Consider the following 17,994-nt stretch of genomic DNA (forward strand, 5'->3'; position numbering starts at 1 on the left):
CCGTCTCCTTCATGATGAGCCCCTGTGGCCCTCTCACCCTTGCGTCGAACGGCGGCGGTGCGAGATCGACATGCCGGTCACATTTTTCGTGATGCGTTTGACCTTGCGATGCGTTTCGAAGCTGCCGCTCTGTCAGCCGCCGACGTATCCGGTGGACGCGAGGGTGATCTGATACGCGATCACGCCGGCGAGCCCGAGCACCGCGGTCGCGACGATCGCCACCGCGACGGGGTACCGGCGTCCGAGCGTGACGATCGCCGCGAGGAGCGCGGCGTAGAGCACCGTGACGCCGATGGTCGCCCCCAGCGCGACCGCCCGCCGCTGCTCGGGGGTGCACGTCGGATCGCCCGGATAGTCCGCGCGGCACGCGACGTCGCGAGGGACCGCGCCGAACCAGATCGCCGCGAGCGTCACCAGGAGCACGGCGGTGAGGGCGAGGCCGGGCCACAGCCTCCGCCAACGCGGGACGGGTGCGGTGTCCATGCGGTCCTCCCGTCGCCGGCGCCTCCCGTCAGGCTACCGGCGCATCCCCCGCGGTGACAGGGCCTCTGGGCCGGGGAACGCTGGGGCGTCGTCGCCGCGGGCGATGAGCGCGCCGACATATGGGGATCCGGTCGTGCCTCTGCGGCGGGAGCGCTGGTGGGCCCAGTGGGGCTCGAACCCACGACCCGCGGATTAAAAGTCCGATGCTCTGCCAACTGAGCTATAGGCCCGCCCCCACTTTACGCGGCCCGGGACGGCGGACGGCGCCCGCCCGCCGTCCGCCGTCCCGGGTGCGCCGCGTCATTGGGCATCGCGAGAGTCGCCGAGCGACAGGCGCGGCCAGTCGGCGAGGTCGCGGAGCATCTGGCGGTCGTGCGTGGCGACGACGACCGCCGCGCGGGACCCGCGCAGTGCCGCGGTGAGCTCGTCGACGAGGGCGATCGAGAGGTGGTTCGTCGGTTCGTCGAGCAGCAGCACGTCCGGGCGCTCGGCGAGGCGCAGCGCGAGCTCGAGCCGGCGGCGCTGTCCGAGGGAGAGTCGCCGCACCGGGGTGCCCGTGGCCTCGCGGGTCAGGAGCCCCAGCGAGCCCAGCGAGACGGTGTCGGCGGCCGGTCCACGGGCGCCACGGCTCGCGAGCCGCGCCACGTGACGCTCGAAGACCTCGCCCGCCGTCTGGGCGTCGTCGTCCACCTCCGTCTCCTGGGCGACGAGCGCGACGCGCGCATCGCCGACCGCGTGAGCATCGCCCGTGGACGGGTCCAGGCGCTGCGCGAGCACCGACAGGAGGGTCGACTTCCCGGCGCCGTTCGGGCCGGTGACGAGGAGACGATCGCCCGCCGCGAGCTCGAGACCGACGGGCTCGTCGAGACGTCCGTGCACCGTGACCGCCTCCGCGCGCAGCAGCGTGCCCCGGCGTGGCCGGAGCTCCGGAAAGGCGAGGCGGAGCGGCGGGGGCGGGACCGAGATGCGATGCGCGTCGAGCGCGGACTGGGCGCGGGCCACTGCCTGGACGACACCCGCGGCGTGCGACTGACGCTGGTGCTTGCCGGTGCCCTTGGGCGGGCGCCAGCCGGTGTGCAGGCGGGCCCGAGCCGCGTCGGCCGCTTCCGCGAGGCGGTCGTGCTCCTGCGTCTGGGCGGCGTGCTCCTGCTCCCAGCGTTCCCGGGCCGAGCGCCGTCCCTCCTGCCAGCCGGCGTAACCGCCGCCGTAGGTCTGCGGGCGGCCGTCCTGCGACGGGTCCAGGTCGAGGAACTGCTCGCACGTGTCCGCGAGCAGTGCCCGGTCGTGGCTGACGAGGGCGACCCCGCCGCGGTGCTCGCGGATGCGGCGGGTGAGGAATGCGAGGCCGTCGGCGTCCAGGTGGTTGGTCGGCTCGTCGAGCAGGAGGATGTCGTGCTCGGCCCCGAGCAGGCACGCCAGGCGCACGCGGTACCGCTGGCCCACCGAGAGCGAAGCGAGCGGCCGGGATCTGTCGGAGCAGGCGTCCAACGCCTCGAGCGCGACGTCGACGCGGCGGTCCGCGTCCCACGCGTCGAACCGCGTGGCGGCCTCCAGCGCGGCGGCGTACGCGTCGTCGGCCGCCGGGTCGCCGCGTTCGAGCGCCGTCGCGGCCGCGTCGAGCGCGCTCAACGCCGCGCGCGGTCCGTCGAGGGCGCGGTCCATGACGTCGCCGACGGTCGCGCCGCCCGAGACGTCGAGCTCCTGCTCGGCGAGTCCCAGCGTGCCCACGCGGCGCACGTCGCCCGCGTCGGGCGGAAGCAGCCCCGCGAGCACGTGCAGCAGGGTCGTCTTGCCGCGGCCGTTCTCGCCGACGACGGCGAGCCGGGACCGCGCCGACACGACGACGTCGACACCGTCCAGGATCGCGCGGCCGCCGCGGACGACGCGCAGCCCGGTGGCGGACAGCTGCGCCCGGTCGCCGGCCGGCAGGAGTGCGGGCAGGGGGGAAGAAGGATGAGGGGTGATGGACAAGGGTGTCTCCGTCGCTCGTGGTCGAGCCGGGACAGCACGAACGGCCGCCCGGCGATTGCCGAGTGACGGCGGAACGGAAAGAACGTCGCGCGCCGCCGTCAGCGGCGGGCGCGGATCCTCATCGAGGCGATGCCCATGTACTTCATCCCCTCCAGAGTACCGCGGCGGGGGCCGGCGTCGCCGGACGCCGCCTGGGAGCGGCCGGAGCGCGGGCCGCACTGTCGGGACGGCGTCTAGCCTGGAACGATGACCGAGGACTTCCACAAGCCCGTGCGGCGGCCCTCCGAGACGTTCGACCGGCTGTTCGCCGCCGAGGACCCGGCCGAGGTGTCCCGCGCCGCGCACTCGACCGCCGCGGCGCTGCTGTCCCGCGTGCGTGAGGAAGCGGACCCCGGGGCCGTGGAGCGACTGGTCTCGTTCACGACGCGGCATGGGATCGACGACATCGCAGAGCTGTGGTCCCGGTCGCCCGCCAAGAGCCTCCCAGGCGCCCTCTGGCGCCTGTATCTGCTGCAGCTGTCGATCCACGACGACCCGCGCACCGCGGCGCTCGTCTACGAGCGAGGCCGCGCGGAGCTGAGGTCGGCCGACGCGGTCGTGGCCGGGGCGCCGATGCCCGCCGGACCCGGCGAGCTCGTCGCCCTCGTCGACACGATCCTGCGCGGCGCCTTCCAGGGCGACTTCGCCGTCGCGCTCGACCGCGCCGCCGCGTTCTGCCGCGTGCAGGCGTCGGGGGCGACGCATCTCGCCGACGATTGCGAGCCGACCGAGCCGTCGCGGGCGAGCGAGCTGACGAGGCGCGCGCTGCGGCTGTCGACGTACGCCGCCGATCTGGCCGCCGCCGCGCGCCTCTGGCGCCGCGAGTCGCTCACGTAGATCGGCGCCGGGCGCGGCCGGGCACAGAAAAAGCCGGACCGCAGAAACGCCTCTCGGCGCGAGGCCGCTCGAAGCGGCGAATGTTGGAGCCCGGGGTTTGCTGCGGCCCGGCCAATCGAGTGTAACCATGTCGGCGGCCCGCGCATTCCCTGTCGCGGGATGTCCACCCGACGCTCAGGGACGGACGTAGGCTCGTGGCATGACCTGGCGCTTCGCCCTCATCGTGGACCCCGTGGCCTCCGACGACGCCCGCTCCGACTTCGCCGACACGCTCCGGGTGATCGATCCCGATGCGCCCGCGCTGAGCGTCGGGGAGCTGAGCACCCAGCGCGGCGACGGCATCTTCGAGACGATCGGCGTGGTCGACGGTCACCCGCAGGAGGTGCAGGCGCACCTCGAGCGCCTCGCGCATTCGGCGCGCCTGTGCGATCTGCCGGAGCCGAACCTCGCCCAGTGGCGTGCGGCGGTCGCTCGCGCGGCGGCCGAGTGTCCGCCGGGCGAGAGCGCGATCAAACTGATCCTGAGCCGCGGCGTCGAGCGCGTGAGGACGGGGCTGCAGGGTCCGACGGCGTGGGTCACGGCGTCGCCCGCGGCGGATCAGACCGCGGCGCGCACGGAGGGCGTCCGCGTCGTCACGCTGGATCGCGGGATCGACGGGGGAGCGTCCGCCCGGGCGCCGTGGCTGCTGCTCGGCGCGAAGACGCTGTCGTACGCCGTGAACATGGCGGCGCTGCGCGAGGCTCATCGCCGCGGCGCGAGCGACGCCATCTTCCTCACCAGCGACGGCTACGTGCTCGAGGCGCCCACGGCCTCCGTGATCCTGCGCCGCGGCGACACGTTCGTCACACCCGAGCCGACCGGGGGCATCCTGCACGGCACGACCCAGTTGAGCGTGTTCGACTGGCTCGAGCGCGAGGGCCATTCGACCGGTTACGAGCATCTCCCTGCCGCGGCCCTCGCCGACGCGGACGGGCTGTGGCTCGTCTCGAGCGTGCGTCTCGCCGCCCCCGTCACCCACGTCGACGGCGCTGACCTTCCCGTCGACCGCGAGCTCACCGCGGCGATGAACCGCTACCTCCTCAGCCCCCGCGACTGACCGCCGGAGCGCCGACACGCACGCGCCCGATACGCCACGACGCAGTGCCCGCGGGGCACTGCGTCGTGGCGTATCGGGCGACCGAGCAGCCGCGGATCAGCCGAAGCGACCGGAGACGTAGTCCTCGGTGGCCTGGACCGACGGCGTCGTGAAGATCGTCGCGGTGTCGTTGTACTCGATGAGCTTGCCGGGCTTGCCCGTGCCCGCGATGTTGAAGAACGCGGTCTTGTCGCTCACACGCGACGCCTGCTGCATGTTGTGCGTGACGATGACGACCGTGTAGTCGTTCTTGAGCTCGGAGATCAGCTCCTCGATCGCGAAGGTCGAGATCGGGTCGAGCGCAGAGCACGGCTCGTCCATGAGGATGACCTCCGGGGAGACCGCGATCGCCCGCGCGATGCAGAGGCGCTGCTGCTGACCGCCCGACAGGCCCGAGCCGGGGCGGTCGAGGCGGTCCTTGACCTCGTTCCACAGGTTGGCGCCCCGCAGCGACTTCTCGACCAGCTCGTCCGCGTCGCTCTTGGACATCCGGCGGTTGTTGAGCTTCACGCCCGCCAGGACGTTCTCGCGGATCGACATGGTCGGGAACGGGTTGGGTCGCTGGAAGACCATGCCCACCTGGCGGCGGACCAGCACGGGGTCGACGCCCGCGCCGTAGAGGTCCTTGCCGTCCAGCAGGACCTCACCCTCCACGCGCGCGCCGGGGATGACCTCGTGCATGCGGTTGAGCGTCCGCAGGAAGGTCGACTTGCCGCAGCCCGACGGGCCGATGAAGGCGGTCACGCTGCGCGGCTGGATGTCGATGTTCACGCCCTCGACGGCCAGGAAGTCGCCGTAGTAGACGTTCAGGTTGTTGACTTCGATGCTCTTGGACACCTGGGGTTTCCTTCTACTCGTGAGAGCGGGGACGCGTTCAGCGGCCGGTCATTTTCGGCGCGAAGATCTTCGCGATGAGGCGGGCGAGGAGGTTCAGCAGCATGACGATGACCATGAGGGTCAGCGCCGCGGCCCAGGCGCGTCCGACGGCGGCGTCCGGCGTCGTGCCCTGGTTCATGTACTGGTTGTAGACGAAGACCGGCAGCGTCATCATCTGGTTGTTCATCAGATCCGTGTTGAGGCTGTGGGTGAAGCCGGCCGTCAGCAGCAGCGGCGCCGTCTCGCCGATCACACGGGCGATGGAGAGCATGACGGTGGTCATGATGCCCGCGATCGCGGTCGGCAGCACGACCTTCACGATCGTCAGCCACTTCGGCACGCCGAGCGCGTAGCTCGCCTCACGCAGTTCGTTCGGGACGATGCGCAGGAGCTCCTCGCTGCCTCGCACGACGACCGGGATCATGAGCACCGCCAGTGCGAGCGCGCCCATGAAGCCCATCGAGATGCCGGGCCGGAGGAACAGGGCGAACACCGCGTAGATGAACAGACCCGCGACGATCGAGGGGATGCCCGTCATGACGTCGACGAAGAACGTGATCGCCTTGGCGAGCCGGCCGCGGCCGTATTCGACGAGGTAGATCGAGGTCATGAGGCCGATCGGCACCGAGATGACGGTCGCGGTCAGCGTGATGAGCACGGTGCCCCAGACGGCGTGCACGGCGCCGCCGCCCTCGCCGAGCACGTTGCGCATCGAGGAGCTGAAGAACAGCGGGTCGAAGCGGCCCACGCCGTTGGCGAGCACGGTCCACAGGACCGAGACGAGCGGCAGCAGCGCGATGACGAACGCGGTCGACACGAGCGCGGTCATCAGGCGGTCCATCGCGTGGCGGCGGCTCTCGACGATCGACGAGATGACCGTGATCACGATGACGTAGATGACCATGCCGACGAACAGCGTGGCCGCGATGTTGAAGTCCGCGAGGTCACCGGTCGCGTTGGCGAGCGCGAACACGACGGCGGCGACCGCGAAGGACCCGGCGAGCAGGGCCCACGGGACCCAGGACGAGAGGCGTCCGGAGACGAGCTTCTCGGAGCGCGAGAGGGCGACGGTGGTCATGTCAGTTCGCTCCCGAGAACTCGGCGCGGCGGGCGACGACCCAGCGCGCGATGGCGTTGACGGCGAAGGTCACGATGAACAGGATCAGGCCCGTCGCGATGAGGGTGTTGATGCCGACGTCGTGGGCCTCGGGGAAGCGCAGCGCGATGTTCGCCGGGATCGGGGTCGGGTTGGTGGAGGTCAGCAGCTCGAAGGTGACGACCCCCGAGACCGAGAGCACCATCGTGACGGCCATCGTCTCGCCGAGCGCGCGGCCGAGCGCGAGCATCGCCGCCGACACCATGCCGCCACGGGCGAAGGGGAGGACCGCCATCGTGATCATCTCCCAGCGGGTCGCGCCGAGCGCGAGCGCGGCCTCCTCGTGCAGCTTCGGCGTCTGGAGGAAGACCTCGCGGCAGATGGCGGTCATGATCGGCAGGATCATGACCGCGAGCACGAGCGAGGCGGTGAGGATCGTGCGGCCGGTCGCGGAGGGCGTGCCGGAGAAGAGGGGGACCCAGCCCAGGTACTCGTGCAGCCAGGCGTAGAAGGGCTGGACGAGCGGGGCGAGCACGAGGCCGCCCCACAGGCCGAAGACGACCGAGGGGACCGCCGCGAGCAGGTCGATGATGTAGCCGAGGACCGCGGCGAGGCGGCGCGGCGCGTAGTGCGAGATGAAGAGCGCGATGCCGAGCGCGATCGGGGAGGCCACGATGAGCGCGATGAGCGACGCCCACAGGGTGCCGAACACGAGCGGCCAGACGTACGACCAGAACGACTGGCCGCGCAGGATGTGGTTCCCGGTGGTGTCGGCCTCGAAGGCGGGGAGGCTCTGGATGACCAGGAAGAAGGCGACGGCGGCGAGGACGATCAGGATGATCGTGCCGGCGCCGAGCGCCGTGCCGGAGAAGATGAGGTCGCCGGGGCGCCGCTTGGCCTTGATCGGTCCGGGCGCCGGGGGCGGGGGGGTCACGGGGGTGGTGGGGGGTGACGTCTTCTCGGACGTGCTCATGGCTTCCCAGTCCTCGGGTCGTTGGGGCGGGTGTGGGGGAGCGGTATCGGGTGCGGCCTGACCGTGACGGTGCCCCCGCGCCATCCTCTCGAGGACTTCCCCGAATCGGAAGTGCGCGAGGGCACCGTCGCTGTGATCAGCCTAGGTCGTCGTGCTGGTCCGGCGTCAGTCCGTCACGATGAGGTCGATCGCGGCCATGACCTGGCTGCGCAGGCCGTCCGAGATCGGCGCGTTGCCCGCGTTCGCCGCGGCGGCGTCCTGGCCCTCGGCGCTCGCGATGTAGCTGAAGTACTCCTTCACGATCTGCGCGACGTTCGGGTCCTCGTACTCGACGCAGCCGATGAGGTACGACACGAGCGCGATCGGGTAGGCGCCACCCGTGGCAGCGGCCGGGTCCACGTCGAAGACGAGGTCGGCGTCACCGCGGCCCTCGACCAGCGGCGAGTTCTCGACGAGCGCCGAGGCGGCGTCCGACGAGTAGGCGACGTACTCGCCGTCGACCTCGATGTGCACCTGGCCGGCGCCCGAGGGGATCTGCGAGGCGTCGAGGTAGCCGATGGTGCCGTTGCCGCCGCTGATGGTGCTGGCGACGCCCGACGTCTGCTGCGCGGCCTCGCCGCCCTGGATCGGCCACTCGTCGCTGGCCTCGTACGTCCACACCTCGGGCGCGACGGCCTCGAGGTAGCTCGTGAACGTCTCGGTCGTGCCCGACGCGTCGGCGCGGTGCACCGGCGAGATCGCCAGGTCGGGCAGCTCGACGCCCTCGTTCTGCGACGCGATCGCGTCGTCGTTCCAGGTGGTGATCTCACCGGCGAAGATGCCGGCGATCGTGGCGGCGTCGAGGTTCAGCGTCTCGATGCCCTCGAGGTTGAACGCGATCGCGACGGGCGAGATGTAGACGGGGATCTCGACGATCTCGTCCGTGGCGCACGCGCCGAAGCCCCCGGCGGCGACCTCGTCGTCGTTGAACGCGCGGTCCGAGCCGACGAAGTTCGAGGCGCCCGAGAGGAAGTTCTCGCGGCCGGTGCCCGAACCGGTGGGCTCGTAGTTGACGGTCACGTCGCCGTGGGCGGTCTGGAAGGCGGAGACCCAGGCGTCCTGGGCGGCGGCCTGCGAGGAAGCGCCGGTGCCGTTGATCGTGCCGCTGAGGTTGCTGTCGCCCCCACCGGCCGGAGCGGAGGGGTCGCCTCCGCCGGGGTTCTCGTTGCTGGCGCAGCCGGCCAGGGTCAGGGCGGCGACGGCGCCGAGGGCGGCGACGGTCGAAAGGCGGGTGATCTTCACTGTGTATCCGTTTCGATCGGTGGTCAGGGGATCAGGCCCGGTGCAGGGCTGATTGCGACGCTAGGTCGGCGCGGTGAAGAGACTCCGCTGTTCGGGTAAACAGAAGGTGAACGACGCGCATCGATCCTGCGATATCGCGAGGTCGCACAGCGTTTTCACACCCGAGCTCACCCTCATGCCGGAACCTTCTCACACCTGGGGGGCGTGCGTCTCGATCGCGACGATCCCGGATCCGGGGTTGGTCGCCGACACGTGCGCGACGCTGAACGCGCCCGTTTCGAGCGCCGCCGCGCTGGACAGATAGGAGCCGGGCATGGTGCCGGTCGCGAGGGCGAGCTCCGACAGGATCTCCGGGAGCACGGGCCCGTGGCTGCACAGCACGGCCGGCTTGCCCGCGCGGACGCGCCTGCCGACGACCGCCCGGACGTCGGCGGATCCGTCCTCCCACGCGTCCTGGCTGATGAGGTCGGTCTCGTCGATCCGGCGACCGAGGGCCTTCGCGAGCGGCGTGACGGTCTTGACGCACCGCACCGCGGAGCTGGACACGATCCGGCGCACGCCGAAGGCGCGCAGCGCGCCCACGATGGCCTTCGCCTGCTCCTTCCCGCGCGGCAGCAGCGGGCGGCTCGCGTCCGAGCCGTCCCATTCGTCGCGCGGCACGGCCTTGCCGTGGCGCAGCGCGATGACAGGGAACGTCTCACGGATGCCGTCGTCGACGAGACGCAGGAACTGATCCAGGATCTCCCTGTCGACGGGATAGCTCAGTCGGGCGCGGGCCTTCTTCGCGCTGACCCACTCGACCGCCGCGATCTCGCCGTTCGGCACGAACCCGCTCGCGCGGATCGCGTCGTCCGTCGCGTGCGCGGCCCAGTAGTGCACGACCTTCTCGCGCCCGCTCGGCAGCACGTAGCGGGAGACCCCGAGCGGCGCTCCGAGCGGCGTGCGGATCCCCGTCTCCTCGAGGATCTCCCGCGCGGCGGTCTCCGCGAGCATCTCGCCCGGATCGACCTTCCCCTTGGGCAGGGTGACGTCGCGGTACTTGGTCCGGTGCACCAGCAGCACGTGCACCTTCCCGGCGGCGAGCCGCCAGACGACACCGCCCGCGGCGTAGACGGCCCTCTCCGTCATCGGCTGACGCGCGACTGGCGGCGACGCCGGACCGTGCTCATCGTGCGGTCCTGCAGGTCCACCAGCGGCTTGCCCTTCTCGTCGACGCTGTGACGCGTCCACACTCCGTCCGCCCCGAGGTGCCACGAGCTCGTCCCCGGGTCCATCGCGAGGTCGAACAGCGCGATGAGCTCCTTGATGTGCTTCGGCGCGCCGACGCGCACGAGCGCCTCGACGCGGCGGTCGAGGTTGCGGTGCATCATGTCGGCGCTGCCGATGTACACCTCGGGGGAGCCGTCGTTCTCGAACGCGAAGATGCGCGAGTGCTCCAGATAGCGGCCCAGGATGGAGCGCACCGTGATGTTGTCGCTGACGCCCTGGAGATCCGTGCGCAGCGAGCAGATGCCGCGCACCCAGACGTCCACCTTCACGCCGTCGCGGCTGGCGCGGTAGAGCGCGTCGATGATCTGCTCGTCGACCATCGAGTTGACCTTGATGCGCACGCGGGCGGGCTTGCCGGCGAGTGCGTGGCGGCGCTCACGCTCGATGAGCCGCAGCAGGCCCTTGCGCAGGTGCAGCGGCGCGACGAGGAGGCGCTTGAACTTCTTCTCGATCGCGTAACCGCTCAGCTCGTTGAACAGGCGGGTCAGGTCGCGACCGACCTGGGCGTCGGTCGTGAACAGGCCCAGGTCCTCGTACAGCCGGCTCGTCTTGGGGTTGTAGTTGCCGGTGCCGACGTGGCTGTAGTGGCGCAGCTCGCCCTTCTCCTCGCGGATCACGAGCGCGAGCTTGCAGTGCGTCTTCAGTCCGACGAGGCCGTACACGACGTGCACGCCGGCCTTCTCGAGCTTGCGCGCCCACACGATGTTGTTGGCCTCGTCGAAGCGCGCCTTCACCTCCACGAGGGCGAGCACCTGCTTGCCGGCCTCGGCCGCGTCGATGAGCGCCTGCACGATGGGGCTGTCGCCCGAGGTGCGATACAGCGTCTGCTTGATGGCGAGCACGTGTGGGTCCTTCGCGGCCTGCTCGAGGAAGGCCTGGACGCTCGTCGCGAACGACTCGTAGGGGTGGTGCACCAGGACGTCGCCCTTGCGGATCGCCGCGAAGATGTCGGCGCGGCTGCTGCTGCTCTGCTCCGGCGACTGGAACGCCACGGCCGTGGTCGGCACGTGCGGCGGGTAGCGCAGCTCCGGGCGATCGAGGCGCGCGAGATCGAACAGGGCGCGCAGGTCGAGCGGGCCGGGCAGGCGGTACACCTCCTGCTCGGTGATGTCGAGCTCCTTCAGGAGGAGCTCGAGCGTCACGTCGTCCATGTCGTCGGTGATCTCGAGACGGATGGGCGGGCCGAAGCGCCGCCGCAGCAACTCGGCCTCGAGTGCCTGGATGAGGTTCTCGGTCTCGTCCTCCTCGATGACCATGTCCTCGTTCCGGGTGAGGCGGAACGCGTGGTGGTCGAGAACCTCCATGCCCGGGAACAGATCGTCCAGGTGCTGCGCGATGAGCTCTTCGAGGGGCAGGTAGCGCACGCGGCCGCCGCGGTTGGACCCCGGCACCTCGACGAAGCGGGGGAGCATCGGCGGGACCTTCAGTCGCGCGAACTCCTGTCGGCCGGTGCGCGCGTTGCGGATGCGGATCGCGAGGTTCAGGGACAGACCGGAGATGTACGGGAATGGATGCGCCGGGTCCACCGCGAGCGGCATGAGCACCGGGAAGACCTTGGCCTGGAAGTACTCGTAGAGCACCGCGCACTCGTCCGGGCTCATGGACGACCAGCCGACGACCTCGATGCCGGCGTCCGCGAGCGCGGGGCGCACCTGCTCGTTCCACGCCGCGGCGTGACGCAGCTGCAGCGCGTGAGCCTCGGACGAGATGCTCGCGAGCACCTCCGCGGGCGGGCGCCCGACGTTGGTCGGCACGGCGAGGCCCGTGACGATGCGGCGCTTGAGACCCGCGACGCGCACCATGAAGAACTCGTCGAGATTGCTCGCGAAGATCGCGAGGAAGTTGGCCCGCTCGAGCGCGGGCACGGCGGGGTCCTCGGCGAGCTCCAGCACCCGCTGGTTGAACGCGAGCCAGCTCAGCTCCCGGTCGTGATACCTGTTCTCGGGCAGCTGGGCGTCGGGCGCCTCGACGGCGGCGTCGAAGTCGTCGTCCTCCGCGTCGCCGATGCCCGTGTCCACGATCGTGCTGTCGAGCCCGTCCATCATGGCGCCCATCCTTCCACCGTCAGATGACGCGTGCGTGAACGGATTCCGGCCCCGCGGCACGGGCCCCGCTTGTGGTCAGGACCGGTCCGCCGGCTGCTGGTCATCTTCGTACACGTTGAAGCGGTATCCGACGTTGCGGACCGTGCCGATCAGCTGCTCGAGGTCGCCCAGTTTCGCGCGCAGACGTCGCACGTGCACATCGACGGTGCGTGTGCCGCCGAAGTAGTCGTAGCCCCACACCTCGCTGAGGAGCTGCTCGCGCGTGAACACCCGGGACGGGTGCGTCGCGAAGAAGTGCAGGAGCTGGAACTCCTTGTAGGTCAGGTCGAGCGGACGCCCGTGCACCTTCGCCGAATAGGAGGACTCGTCGATCGTGATGCCCGAGGTCTGGATGCGGGTCGTCGCCTGCTCGCTGCTCTGCCGACCGATGGCGAGTCGGATCCGCGCGTCGGCCTCGGCGGGACCGGCACCCGCGAGGATGACGTCGTCGATGCCCCAGTCGGTCGACACGGCCGTCAGGCCGCCCTCCGTGACGATCAGGATCCGCGGCGCGTCGAGCCCCGTGGTCGCCAGGATCTTGCACAGCGACTTCGCGCCCACGAGGTCGCTGCGTGCGTCCACGAAGATGACATCGCTGCTCGGAGCGTTCACGAGCTGCGCGGGCTCGGCCGGGATCTGCCGCACCCGGTGGCTGAGCAGCTCGAGCGCGGGCAGGACGGGGGTGCCGCCGGGGGCGGAGCTCAAGACAAGCAGCTGGGCCAAGCGTCGTCCTTCCGGGGCGGTTGGGGGCCGCTCCTGTGACACGCGGGGGCGTCCCCGTCGTGCGTCTCATGATAGGGGGTGCCGGATCATACGGTGACGCGGGCCTCGCGCCGCGCTTCCGTGATCGCAGCGCGTCACGGACAATGGACGGATGACGGTCCCCGAGCACGCTTCCCCCCGGCGCCACGCCGCGATCGCGGCCACCTGGGCGTTCGCCATCCTCGCCGCGATCGCCGTCGGGGTCTTTGTGCCGCTCGAATGGCGAGCGCCGTGGCTGGGTGTGGCCGGCGGCGCCTGCGTCATCGCCGCGTTCGTCTTCCAGCTTATGGACGGTCGCGCGCACGGGTTCATCTCCCGGGTCGCGGTCGCGGCCCTGGGAGGTCTGGGCCTCATCGGGGCACTGTCGCTGGGCATGGTCCTCGCCGCCATCTCGGTCGGCGACGCGCTAAGCTGACCCCTATGGATCTCGTTGCGCTCGAACTCTTCTTCGTCGGGCTGCTGGGGCTCGCCAGCCTGGCGATCGCCTTCGTTTCCGGCGCCGTGGTCTGGAACCTCTTCCGCGGCCAGCGCTGAGAGGCGGCAGCATGATCGAGCTGCCCACCGACCTCCCCGCCGACCTGGCTCCGCTCGCGTGGCTCGTCGGCGTGTGGGAGGGCACCGGGGTCATCGACTATCACGTCGGTGACACCCACTACGAGGGCGAGTTCGCGCATCGGGTCAGCTTCAGCCACGACGGCGGACCGTTCCTCAACTACGCCGCCACGGCTTCCCTCGTGGGGCCGGATGGGCGTCCGGCACGTGCGCTGAACGCCGAGACCGGCTATTGGCGCCTGGCGCGGCCCGCGACCGCCGCCGAGCCGGGACCCGGGCTCCTCCCGCCGCTGGAGACCCACCCGGCGCGCACCGCGGAGGATGTCGAGGCGCTGCGCAACGCGGACGGCGGCTTCGACCTGGAGGTCTCGCTCGTGCACTCCGACGGTGTCAGCGAGCTGTACCTGGGGCAGGCGAAGGGACCGCGCATCGACCTCGCGACCGACGCCGTCATGCGCAGCGCGAGCGCCCGCCCCTACGCGGCTGCCACGCGCCTGTACGGCCTCGTCGAGGGTCACCTGCTGTGGGCGTGGGACATCGCAGCGCTCGGCGGAGAGCTCGGATCCCACGCCTCGGCGCGACTGGCGAAGGTGTCCTGATGAGCGACGCCGTCTTCGGGTCCGATCCGTTCGCCGGGCGCCCCGGCGCCGTCCTCACGGAGGAGGGCATCGCCCACTTCGGCGATCCGATCCGCGAGCAGCGCAGGCTGGCGGCCGGGGAGGCGGTCGTCCCGCGCGCCGATCGCGCGGTGATCCAGGTCGCCGGCGAGGACCGCCTCACGTGGCTCGACTCGATCACGTCGCAGGCGCTCACGGCGCTGGCGCCCGGTGACAGCGCCGAGCTGCTGGTGCTCGACCCGCAGGGCCGCGTCGAGCATGCGGCCGGCGTGCTCGACGACGGCGTCGCGACGTGGCTGCTCGCCGACGGGGGCGATGCGCCCGCGCTGGCCGCCTGGCTGTCCCGCATGCGGTTCCGCGCGCGCGTGGAGATCTCCGAGCGGCCCGACCTGGCGATCGTGGGCTGCGCCGAGGCGGGAGGCGCCCGGACGCGGGCGGAGCTCGCCGCGTACCGGCCGCACGACGTGGCGGTCGTCTGGGACGACCCGTGGCGCCGCGTCGCGCCCGGCGGCTGGCAGTACGCCACGACCCCGGCGCACCCGGGGGCCGCGTACACCTGGACCGAGATCGTCGTGGAGCGGGCCGCGCTCCGCAGGCTGGACGACGTCGAGGCGGCCGGCCTGCTGGCGGCCGAGGCGTTGCGCATCGCCGCGTGGCGGCCGCGATGGAGCCGCGAGGTCGACGACCGGTCCATCCCGCACGAGTACGACTGGCTGCGTTCGGCCGTGCACCTCGAGAAGGGCTGCTACCGGGGTCAGGAGACCGTCGCCAAGGTGCACAACCTCGGACATCCCCCGCGGCGCCTCACGCTGCTGCACCTCGACGGCAGCGACAGCGTGCTGCCGGAGCGGGGCGCCCCGGTGGTGCAGGGTTCGGGGCCCGACGGAGCCCCCGCGGAAGTCGGCCACGTCACCAGCAGCGCGCTGCATCACGAGCTGGGTCCGATCGCGCTGGCGGTGCTGGCCCGCCGCGTCCCCGCCGACGCTCCTCTCGAGGTCCTGGCCGACGGCGCGCGCATCGCGGCGGCACAGGAGGTCATCGTGCCGGCCGACGCGGGCGCGACCGCCGGCGTGCCGCGGCTGACGCGGCTGTCGCGCCGCCCGCTGGCAGATCGAGGCGGATCCGCACCGGGCGCGCCCTCCGCGGGCGACGCCGAGCCGCCCGCGAAGTAGCCCGGCGAGCCGGGGATGTCCGACGCGCAGCCGACGCCGCCGCCGACGAACACGGTGGCGGTTCCGATCACGTGGCGCACACGGCTCTCGCCCCGTCCCGGGCTGGCGCGGTTGCGCGAGTCGTGGGTCGCCGTCGCGCAGATCGTGACGGCCGCGACCTGCGCGTACCTCATCGGCCGGTACGCATTCGGGCACGAGACGCCGATGATCGCGGCGACCGTCGCGATCTCGAGCCTCGGCCTCGCGCGCGACGCGCGGCCTCGCCGCGTCGCCGAGACGGTGGTGGGCATGCTGACGGGCATCCTCGTCTCGGAGGCGCTGCGGCTGCTGTTCGGCAGCGGATGGTGGCAGCTGGCCGTCACGCTCGGCGTGACGATGCTCACTGCGCGTTTCCTGTCCGCATCGCCCGCCTTCGCGATCGCGGCGGCGATCCAGGCGGCGATCGCCATGATCCTCCCGCTGGCCCCGGTGCCCTTCTCGCGGCTGCTCGACGGTGTGATCGGCGGCGCGCTGGCCGTGCTGGTCACCGCGCTGCTGCCGCGCAACCCGCTGACGGTCGTGCAGCGGGACGCGCGCGCGTTCTTCGCGGGCTTCGACGCGGCGGCCGCGCGGCTCGTGACGGCGCTGCGGCACGGCGACCGGCGGCGCGCCGAGCGCGGCCTCGAGAAGGCGCGCGGCCTGCAGCCGGCGCTCGACGCCTGGCGCACCGCGCTGGAGTCGGGGCAGTCGATCGCGCGGATCTCGCCCTTCCTGCGCGGGCGCCGCGCCGAGCTGGAGCGGCAGGCCCGGATGCTGCACGCCATGGACCTGGCCATGCGCAACCTGCGGGTCGTCGCCCGCCGCATCGTGTACGTGTGCGACGACGGCCGGCCGCTGCCGGTGCCCGCTGAGGCCCTGGCCGAGCTGACGAGAGCCGCGACCGTCGTCGCGGCGTCGCTCGACGACATCTCGGAGGAGCCGGTGGCGCGCGAGGCGCTGCTCGCCTTCGCGCGCCGGCTCGATCCCGCCAGGATGCTGCCCGGCGCTCCGCTGGGAGAGCAGGCGCTGGTGTCGGCGATGCGACCCCTCGTCGTCGACCTGCTGGTCGCCACCGGCATGCCGCCGGCCGACGCACGCGCCGCCCTGCCGCGCCTCTGAGCCGCGGCCGGCCCGCGGCTGCGGCACGCGGCTGTGGCACGCGCCGTCAGGCGGGGGAGACGACCTCCCACGGCACCGTCAGCTCGCCCAGGCGCCACCGCGACCGGCCGCCCAGCACCGGATACCCCGCCGCGCGCAGGGCGCCGACCGCGGCCATCCAGCGCTGCGCGGGACCGAACGGCGCGAGCGCGGCGGCGCGATCCCACTCCAGGTCGAGCGCGCCCAGGAGCGCGTGGATGCGCTCGCCGGGGACGTTGCGGTGGATGAGCGCCTTCGGCAGCCGCTCGGCGACGATGCTCGGCCGATCGAGCTCGGCGAGCCGGAGCGAGATCGTGAAGCGCACGGGCCCGGCGGGCGAGACATCGACCCAGCTGCACACGCGGCCGATCTCGTCGCACGTGCCCTCGACGAGCACGCCGCGCGGCGCCAGACGGTCGGTCATGCGTTCCCACGCGACCGCCACATCCGCCTCGTCGTACTGCCGCAGCACGTTGAACGCGCGGATCACGGCGGGCCGTCGCCCACCGGCCGTCGGCACCTCGAACCCGCCCCGGGCGAACGATACGCGCGCGGTGGGGGAGAAGACGGTCTCGCCTCGCCGGGTCGCGTCGAGCTGATCGCCGGCGCGCGCGACGCGCTCCGGATCGATCTCCAGGCCCAGCACGTCGACATCGCCGCGTACCCGCCGCAGGCGCGCCTCGAGCTCGAGCGTCGTCACGCCGTTCGCGCCGTACCCCAGGTCGACGACGAACGGATCGGGTGCCCGCCGCAGCTCGGCCAGATGCGCGATCCACCGATCCACCCGCCGCAGGCGATTCGTGCCGGTCGTGCCCCGCGTGGGCCGCCCTTCGGGCCCCCGGGACGCACGCGCTGCCATGGGGTCCATTGTCTCGGCTTTTCTTTTTGGGACCGAGCGCGAACCGGCGCAGCGGGCCTGCCTGCGCGGAAGTAGGCTGATGCCATGGCACACACCCTGATCCTGTTGCGACACGGCCAGAGCGAGTGGAACGAGCTGAACCTCTTCACCGGATGGGTCGACGTGCGGCTCACCGAGCTGGGGCGAAGCGAGGCCAAGCGCGGAGGCGAGCTGCTCACGGAGCACGGGGTGCTGCCGGACGTCGTCCACACCTCGGTGCTGAGCCGCGCGATCCAGACGGCAAACATCGCGCTCGACGCCGCGGACCGCCTGTGGATCCCCGTCAAACGCTCCTGGCGGCTCAACGAGCGCCACTACGGTGCGCTGCAGGGCAAGGACAAGGCGCAGACGCTGGAACAGTTCGGCGAGGAGAAGTTCATGGAGTGGCGCCGCTCGTTCGACGTGCCGCCGCCCCCCATCGACCCGGCCGACGAGTACGCGCAGACCGACGACCCGCGCTACGCGGACATGGACGGCGAGCTTCCCGCCACCGAGTCGCTCAAGCTCGTGATCGACCGCATGCTGCCCTACTGGGAGGGCGAGATCGTGCCCGACCTCGCGGCCGGACGCACCGTGCTCGTCACGGCCCACGGCAACTCCCTGCGCGGTCTCGTGAAGCACCTCGAGGGCATCAGCGACGAGGACATCGCCGCGCTCAACATCCCCACCGGCATCCCGCTCGTGTATGAGCTCGACGACGCCATGAAGCCCACCGGCGCGAGCCGCTACCTCGACCCCGAGGCCGCGGCCGCCGGCGCGGCGGCCGTGGCCGCGCAGGGCAAGAAGTAGGCGCT

At 71.9% G+C, this 17,994-nt stretch carries 17 protein-coding genes and 1 tRNA gene; 7 read left to right on the top strand and 11 right to left on the bottom strand.

Annotated elements, in window-relative coordinates:
- Positions 1-132 precede the first annotated feature (132 nt).
- The 3 genes from IEX37_RS08735 to IEX37_RS08745 all read right to left on the bottom strand — a co-directional run bounded on the left by IEX37_RS08735 (position 133) and on the right by IEX37_RS08745 (position 2,454).
- Positions 133-483, bottom strand: coding sequence for a hypothetical protein (locus IEX37_RS08735; protein ID WP_188755883.1), 351 nt, complete (start codon positions 481-483; stop codon positions 133-135).
- Between the two features lie 154 nt (positions 484-637).
- Positions 638-713: transfer RNA gene (locus IEX37_RS08740), tRNA-Lys, on the bottom strand.
- A 70-nt stretch (positions 714-783) separates the two neighbouring features.
- On the bottom strand, positions 784-2,454 hold the full coding sequence (locus tag IEX37_RS08745; protein WP_188755884.1) for an ATP-binding cassette domain-containing protein: 1,671 nt from the start codon (positions 2,452-2,454) through the stop codon (positions 784-786).
- Positions 2,455-2,700: 246 nt separating this feature from the next.
- Between IEX37_RS08745 and IEX37_RS08750 the strand changes: the two genes are divergently transcribed.
- Together IEX37_RS08750 and IEX37_RS08755 are read left to right on the top strand one after the other, a co-directional pair.
- The gene (locus tag IEX37_RS08750; protein ID WP_188755885.1) at positions 2,701-3,330 is read left to right on the top strand and encodes a DNA-directed RNA polymerase subunit beta; all 630 of its coding nucleotides are present in this window, start codon (positions 2,701-2,703) and stop codon (positions 3,328-3,330) included.
- A gap of 199 nt (positions 3,331-3,529) precedes the next feature.
- Entirely contained in the window at positions 3,530-4,426 is an 897-nt protein-coding gene (locus IEX37_RS08755; RefSeq protein ID WP_188755886.1) for an aminodeoxychorismate lyase, read from the top strand.
- 96 nt (positions 4,427-4,522) lie between these two features.
- Here IEX37_RS08755 and pstB read toward each other — a convergent pair whose 3' ends face one another.
- The 7 genes from pstB to IEX37_RS08790 all read right to left on the bottom strand — a co-directional run bounded on the left by pstB (position 4,523) and on the right by IEX37_RS08790 (position 12,767).
- Positions 4,523-5,302 carry a phosphate ABC transporter ATP-binding protein PstB gene (gene pstB, locus IEX37_RS08760; protein ID WP_188755887.1) on the bottom strand — a complete coding sequence of 260 codons (780 nt, stop codon included), beginning with the start codon at positions 5,300-5,302 and terminating at the stop codon, positions 4,523-4,525.
- 37 nt (positions 5,303-5,339) lie between these two features.
- A complete protein-coding gene (gene pstA, locus IEX37_RS08765; RefSeq protein WP_188755888.1) occupies positions 5,340-6,419 on the bottom strand; it encodes a phosphate ABC transporter permease PstA in 1,080 nt (359 codons plus the stop codon).
- 1 nt (position 6,420) lies between these two features.
- Positions 6,421-7,410, bottom strand: a complete 990-nt coding sequence (gene pstC, locus IEX37_RS08770; RefSeq protein ID WP_188755889.1) for a phosphate ABC transporter permease subunit PstC — start codon at positions 7,408-7,410, stop codon at positions 6,421-6,423.
- A gap of 165 nt (positions 7,411-7,575) precedes the next feature.
- Positions 7,576-8,691 (bottom strand): phosphate ABC transporter substrate-binding protein PstS, encoded by a 1,116-nt coding sequence (locus IEX37_RS08775; protein WP_188755890.1) that lies wholly within the window; start codon positions 8,689-8,691, stop codon positions 7,576-7,578.
- Positions 8,692-8,880: 189 nt separating this feature from the next.
- Positions 8,881-9,819, bottom strand: a complete 939-nt coding sequence (locus tag IEX37_RS08780) for an NUDIX hydrolase (protein ID WP_188755891.1) — start codon at positions 9,817-9,819, stop codon at positions 8,881-8,883.
- Positions 9,816-12,005 (bottom strand): RNA degradosome polyphosphate kinase, encoded by a 2,190-nt coding sequence (locus IEX37_RS08785; RefSeq protein ID WP_373286260.1) that lies wholly within the window; start codon positions 12,003-12,005, stop codon positions 9,816-9,818. Before IEX37_RS08785 ends, IEX37_RS08780 begins: the two co-directional genes overlap by 4 nt.
- 75 nt (positions 12,006-12,080) lie before the next feature.
- On the bottom strand, positions 12,081-12,767 hold the full coding sequence (locus IEX37_RS08790; protein ID WP_188755892.1) for a winged helix-turn-helix transcriptional regulator: 687 nt from the start codon (positions 12,765-12,767) through the stop codon (positions 12,081-12,083).
- A gap of 151 nt (positions 12,768-12,918) precedes the next feature.
- Between IEX37_RS08790 and IEX37_RS08795 the strand changes: the two genes are divergently transcribed.
- The 4 genes from IEX37_RS08795 (at position 12,919) to IEX37_RS08810 (ending at position 16,284) form a co-directional block, all read left to right on the top strand.
- Entirely contained in the window at positions 12,919-13,221 is a 303-nt protein-coding gene (locus IEX37_RS08795; RefSeq protein WP_188755893.1) for a hypothetical protein, read from the top strand.
- A 130-nt stretch (positions 13,222-13,351) separates the two neighbouring features.
- Complete coding sequence (locus IEX37_RS08800; RefSeq protein WP_188755894.1) at positions 13,352-13,957, top strand: heme-binding beta-barrel domain-containing protein; 606 nt, start codon at positions 13,352-13,354, stop codon at positions 13,955-13,957.
- Positions 13,957-15,147, top strand: coding sequence for a CAF17-like 4Fe-4S cluster assembly/insertion protein YgfZ (gene ygfZ / locus IEX37_RS08805; RefSeq protein ID WP_188755895.1), 1,191 nt, complete (start codon positions 13,957-13,959; stop codon positions 15,145-15,147). Before IEX37_RS08800 ends, ygfZ begins: the two co-directional genes overlap by 1 nt.
- Before the next feature lie 15 nt (positions 15,148-15,162).
- Positions 15,163-16,284, top strand: coding sequence for an FUSC family protein (locus IEX37_RS08810; RefSeq protein ID WP_188755896.1), 1,122 nt, complete (start codon positions 15,163-15,165; stop codon positions 16,282-16,284).
- A gap of 46 nt (positions 16,285-16,330) precedes the next feature.
- Here the strand turns inward: IEX37_RS08810 and IEX37_RS08815 are convergent, their stop codons facing one another.
- The gene (locus tag IEX37_RS08815) at positions 16,331-17,170 is read right to left on the bottom strand and encodes a class I SAM-dependent methyltransferase (protein ID WP_373286261.1); all 840 of its coding nucleotides are present in this window, start codon (positions 17,168-17,170) and stop codon (positions 16,331-16,333) included.
- A gap of 75 nt (positions 17,171-17,245) precedes the next feature.
- On the opposite strand from IEX37_RS08815, the gene IEX37_RS08820 reads away from it, so the two are divergent.
- Positions 17,246-17,989: a phosphoglyceromutase gene (locus tag IEX37_RS08820; RefSeq protein WP_188755898.1), complete on the top strand. Its 744-nt coding sequence runs from the start codon at positions 17,246-17,248 to the stop codon at positions 17,987-17,989.
- Positions 17,990-17,994: the final 5 nt, after the last annotated feature.

This window comes from Microbacterium album (genome assembly GCF_014643695.1).
Lineage (GTDB): Bacteria > Actinomycetota > Actinomycetes > Actinomycetales > Microbacteriaceae > Microbacterium > Microbacterium album.

Excerpts from the sequence above, each read along its gene's own strand:
- IEX37_RS08780 (WP_188755891.1), bottom strand. The coding sequence starts at position 9,819 with ATGACGGAGAGGGCCGTCTACGCCGCGGGCGGTGTCGTCTGGCGGCTC.
- pstC (WP_188755889.1), bottom strand. The coding sequence starts at position 7,410 with ATGAGCACGTCCGAGAAGACGTCACCCCCCACCACCCCCGTGACCCCC.
- IEX37_RS08755 (WP_188755886.1), top strand. The coding sequence starts at position 3,530 with ATGACCTGGCGCTTCGCCCTCATCGTGGACCCCGTGGCCTCCGACGAC.
- IEX37_RS08820 (WP_188755898.1), top strand. The coding sequence starts at position 17,246 with ATGGCACACACCCTGATCCTGTTGCGACACGGCCAGAGCGAGTGGAAC.
- IEX37_RS08815 (WP_373286261.1), bottom strand. The coding sequence starts at position 17,170 with ATGGACCCCATGGCAGCGCGTGCGTCCCGGGGGCCCGAAGGGCGGCCC.
- IEX37_RS08810 (WP_188755896.1), top strand. The coding sequence starts at position 15,163 with ATGTCCGACGCGCAGCCGACGCCGCCGCCGACGAACACGGTGGCGGTT.
- pstA (WP_188755888.1), bottom strand. The coding sequence starts at position 6,419 with ATGACCACCGTCGCCCTCTCGCGCTCCGAGAAGCTCGTCTCCGGACGC.
- ygfZ (WP_188755895.1), top strand. The coding sequence starts at position 13,957 with ATGAGCGACGCCGTCTTCGGGTCCGATCCGTTCGCCGGGCGCCCCGGC.
- IEX37_RS08800 (WP_188755894.1), top strand. The coding sequence starts at position 13,352 with ATGATCGAGCTGCCCACCGACCTCCCCGCCGACCTGGCTCCGCTCGCG.
- IEX37_RS08785 (WP_373286260.1), bottom strand. The coding sequence starts at position 12,005 with ATGATGGACGGGCTCGACAGCACGATCGTGGACACGGGCATCGGCGAC.
- IEX37_RS08735 (WP_188755883.1), bottom strand. The coding sequence starts at position 483 with ATGGACACCGCACCCGTCCCGCGTTGGCGGAGGCTGTGGCCCGGCCTC.
- IEX37_RS08795 (WP_188755893.1), top strand. The coding sequence starts at position 12,919 with ATGACGGTCCCCGAGCACGCTTCCCCCCGGCGCCACGCCGCGATCGCG.
- IEX37_RS08750 (WP_188755885.1), top strand. The coding sequence starts at position 2,701 with ATGACCGAGGACTTCCACAAGCCCGTGCGGCGGCCCTCCGAGACGTTC.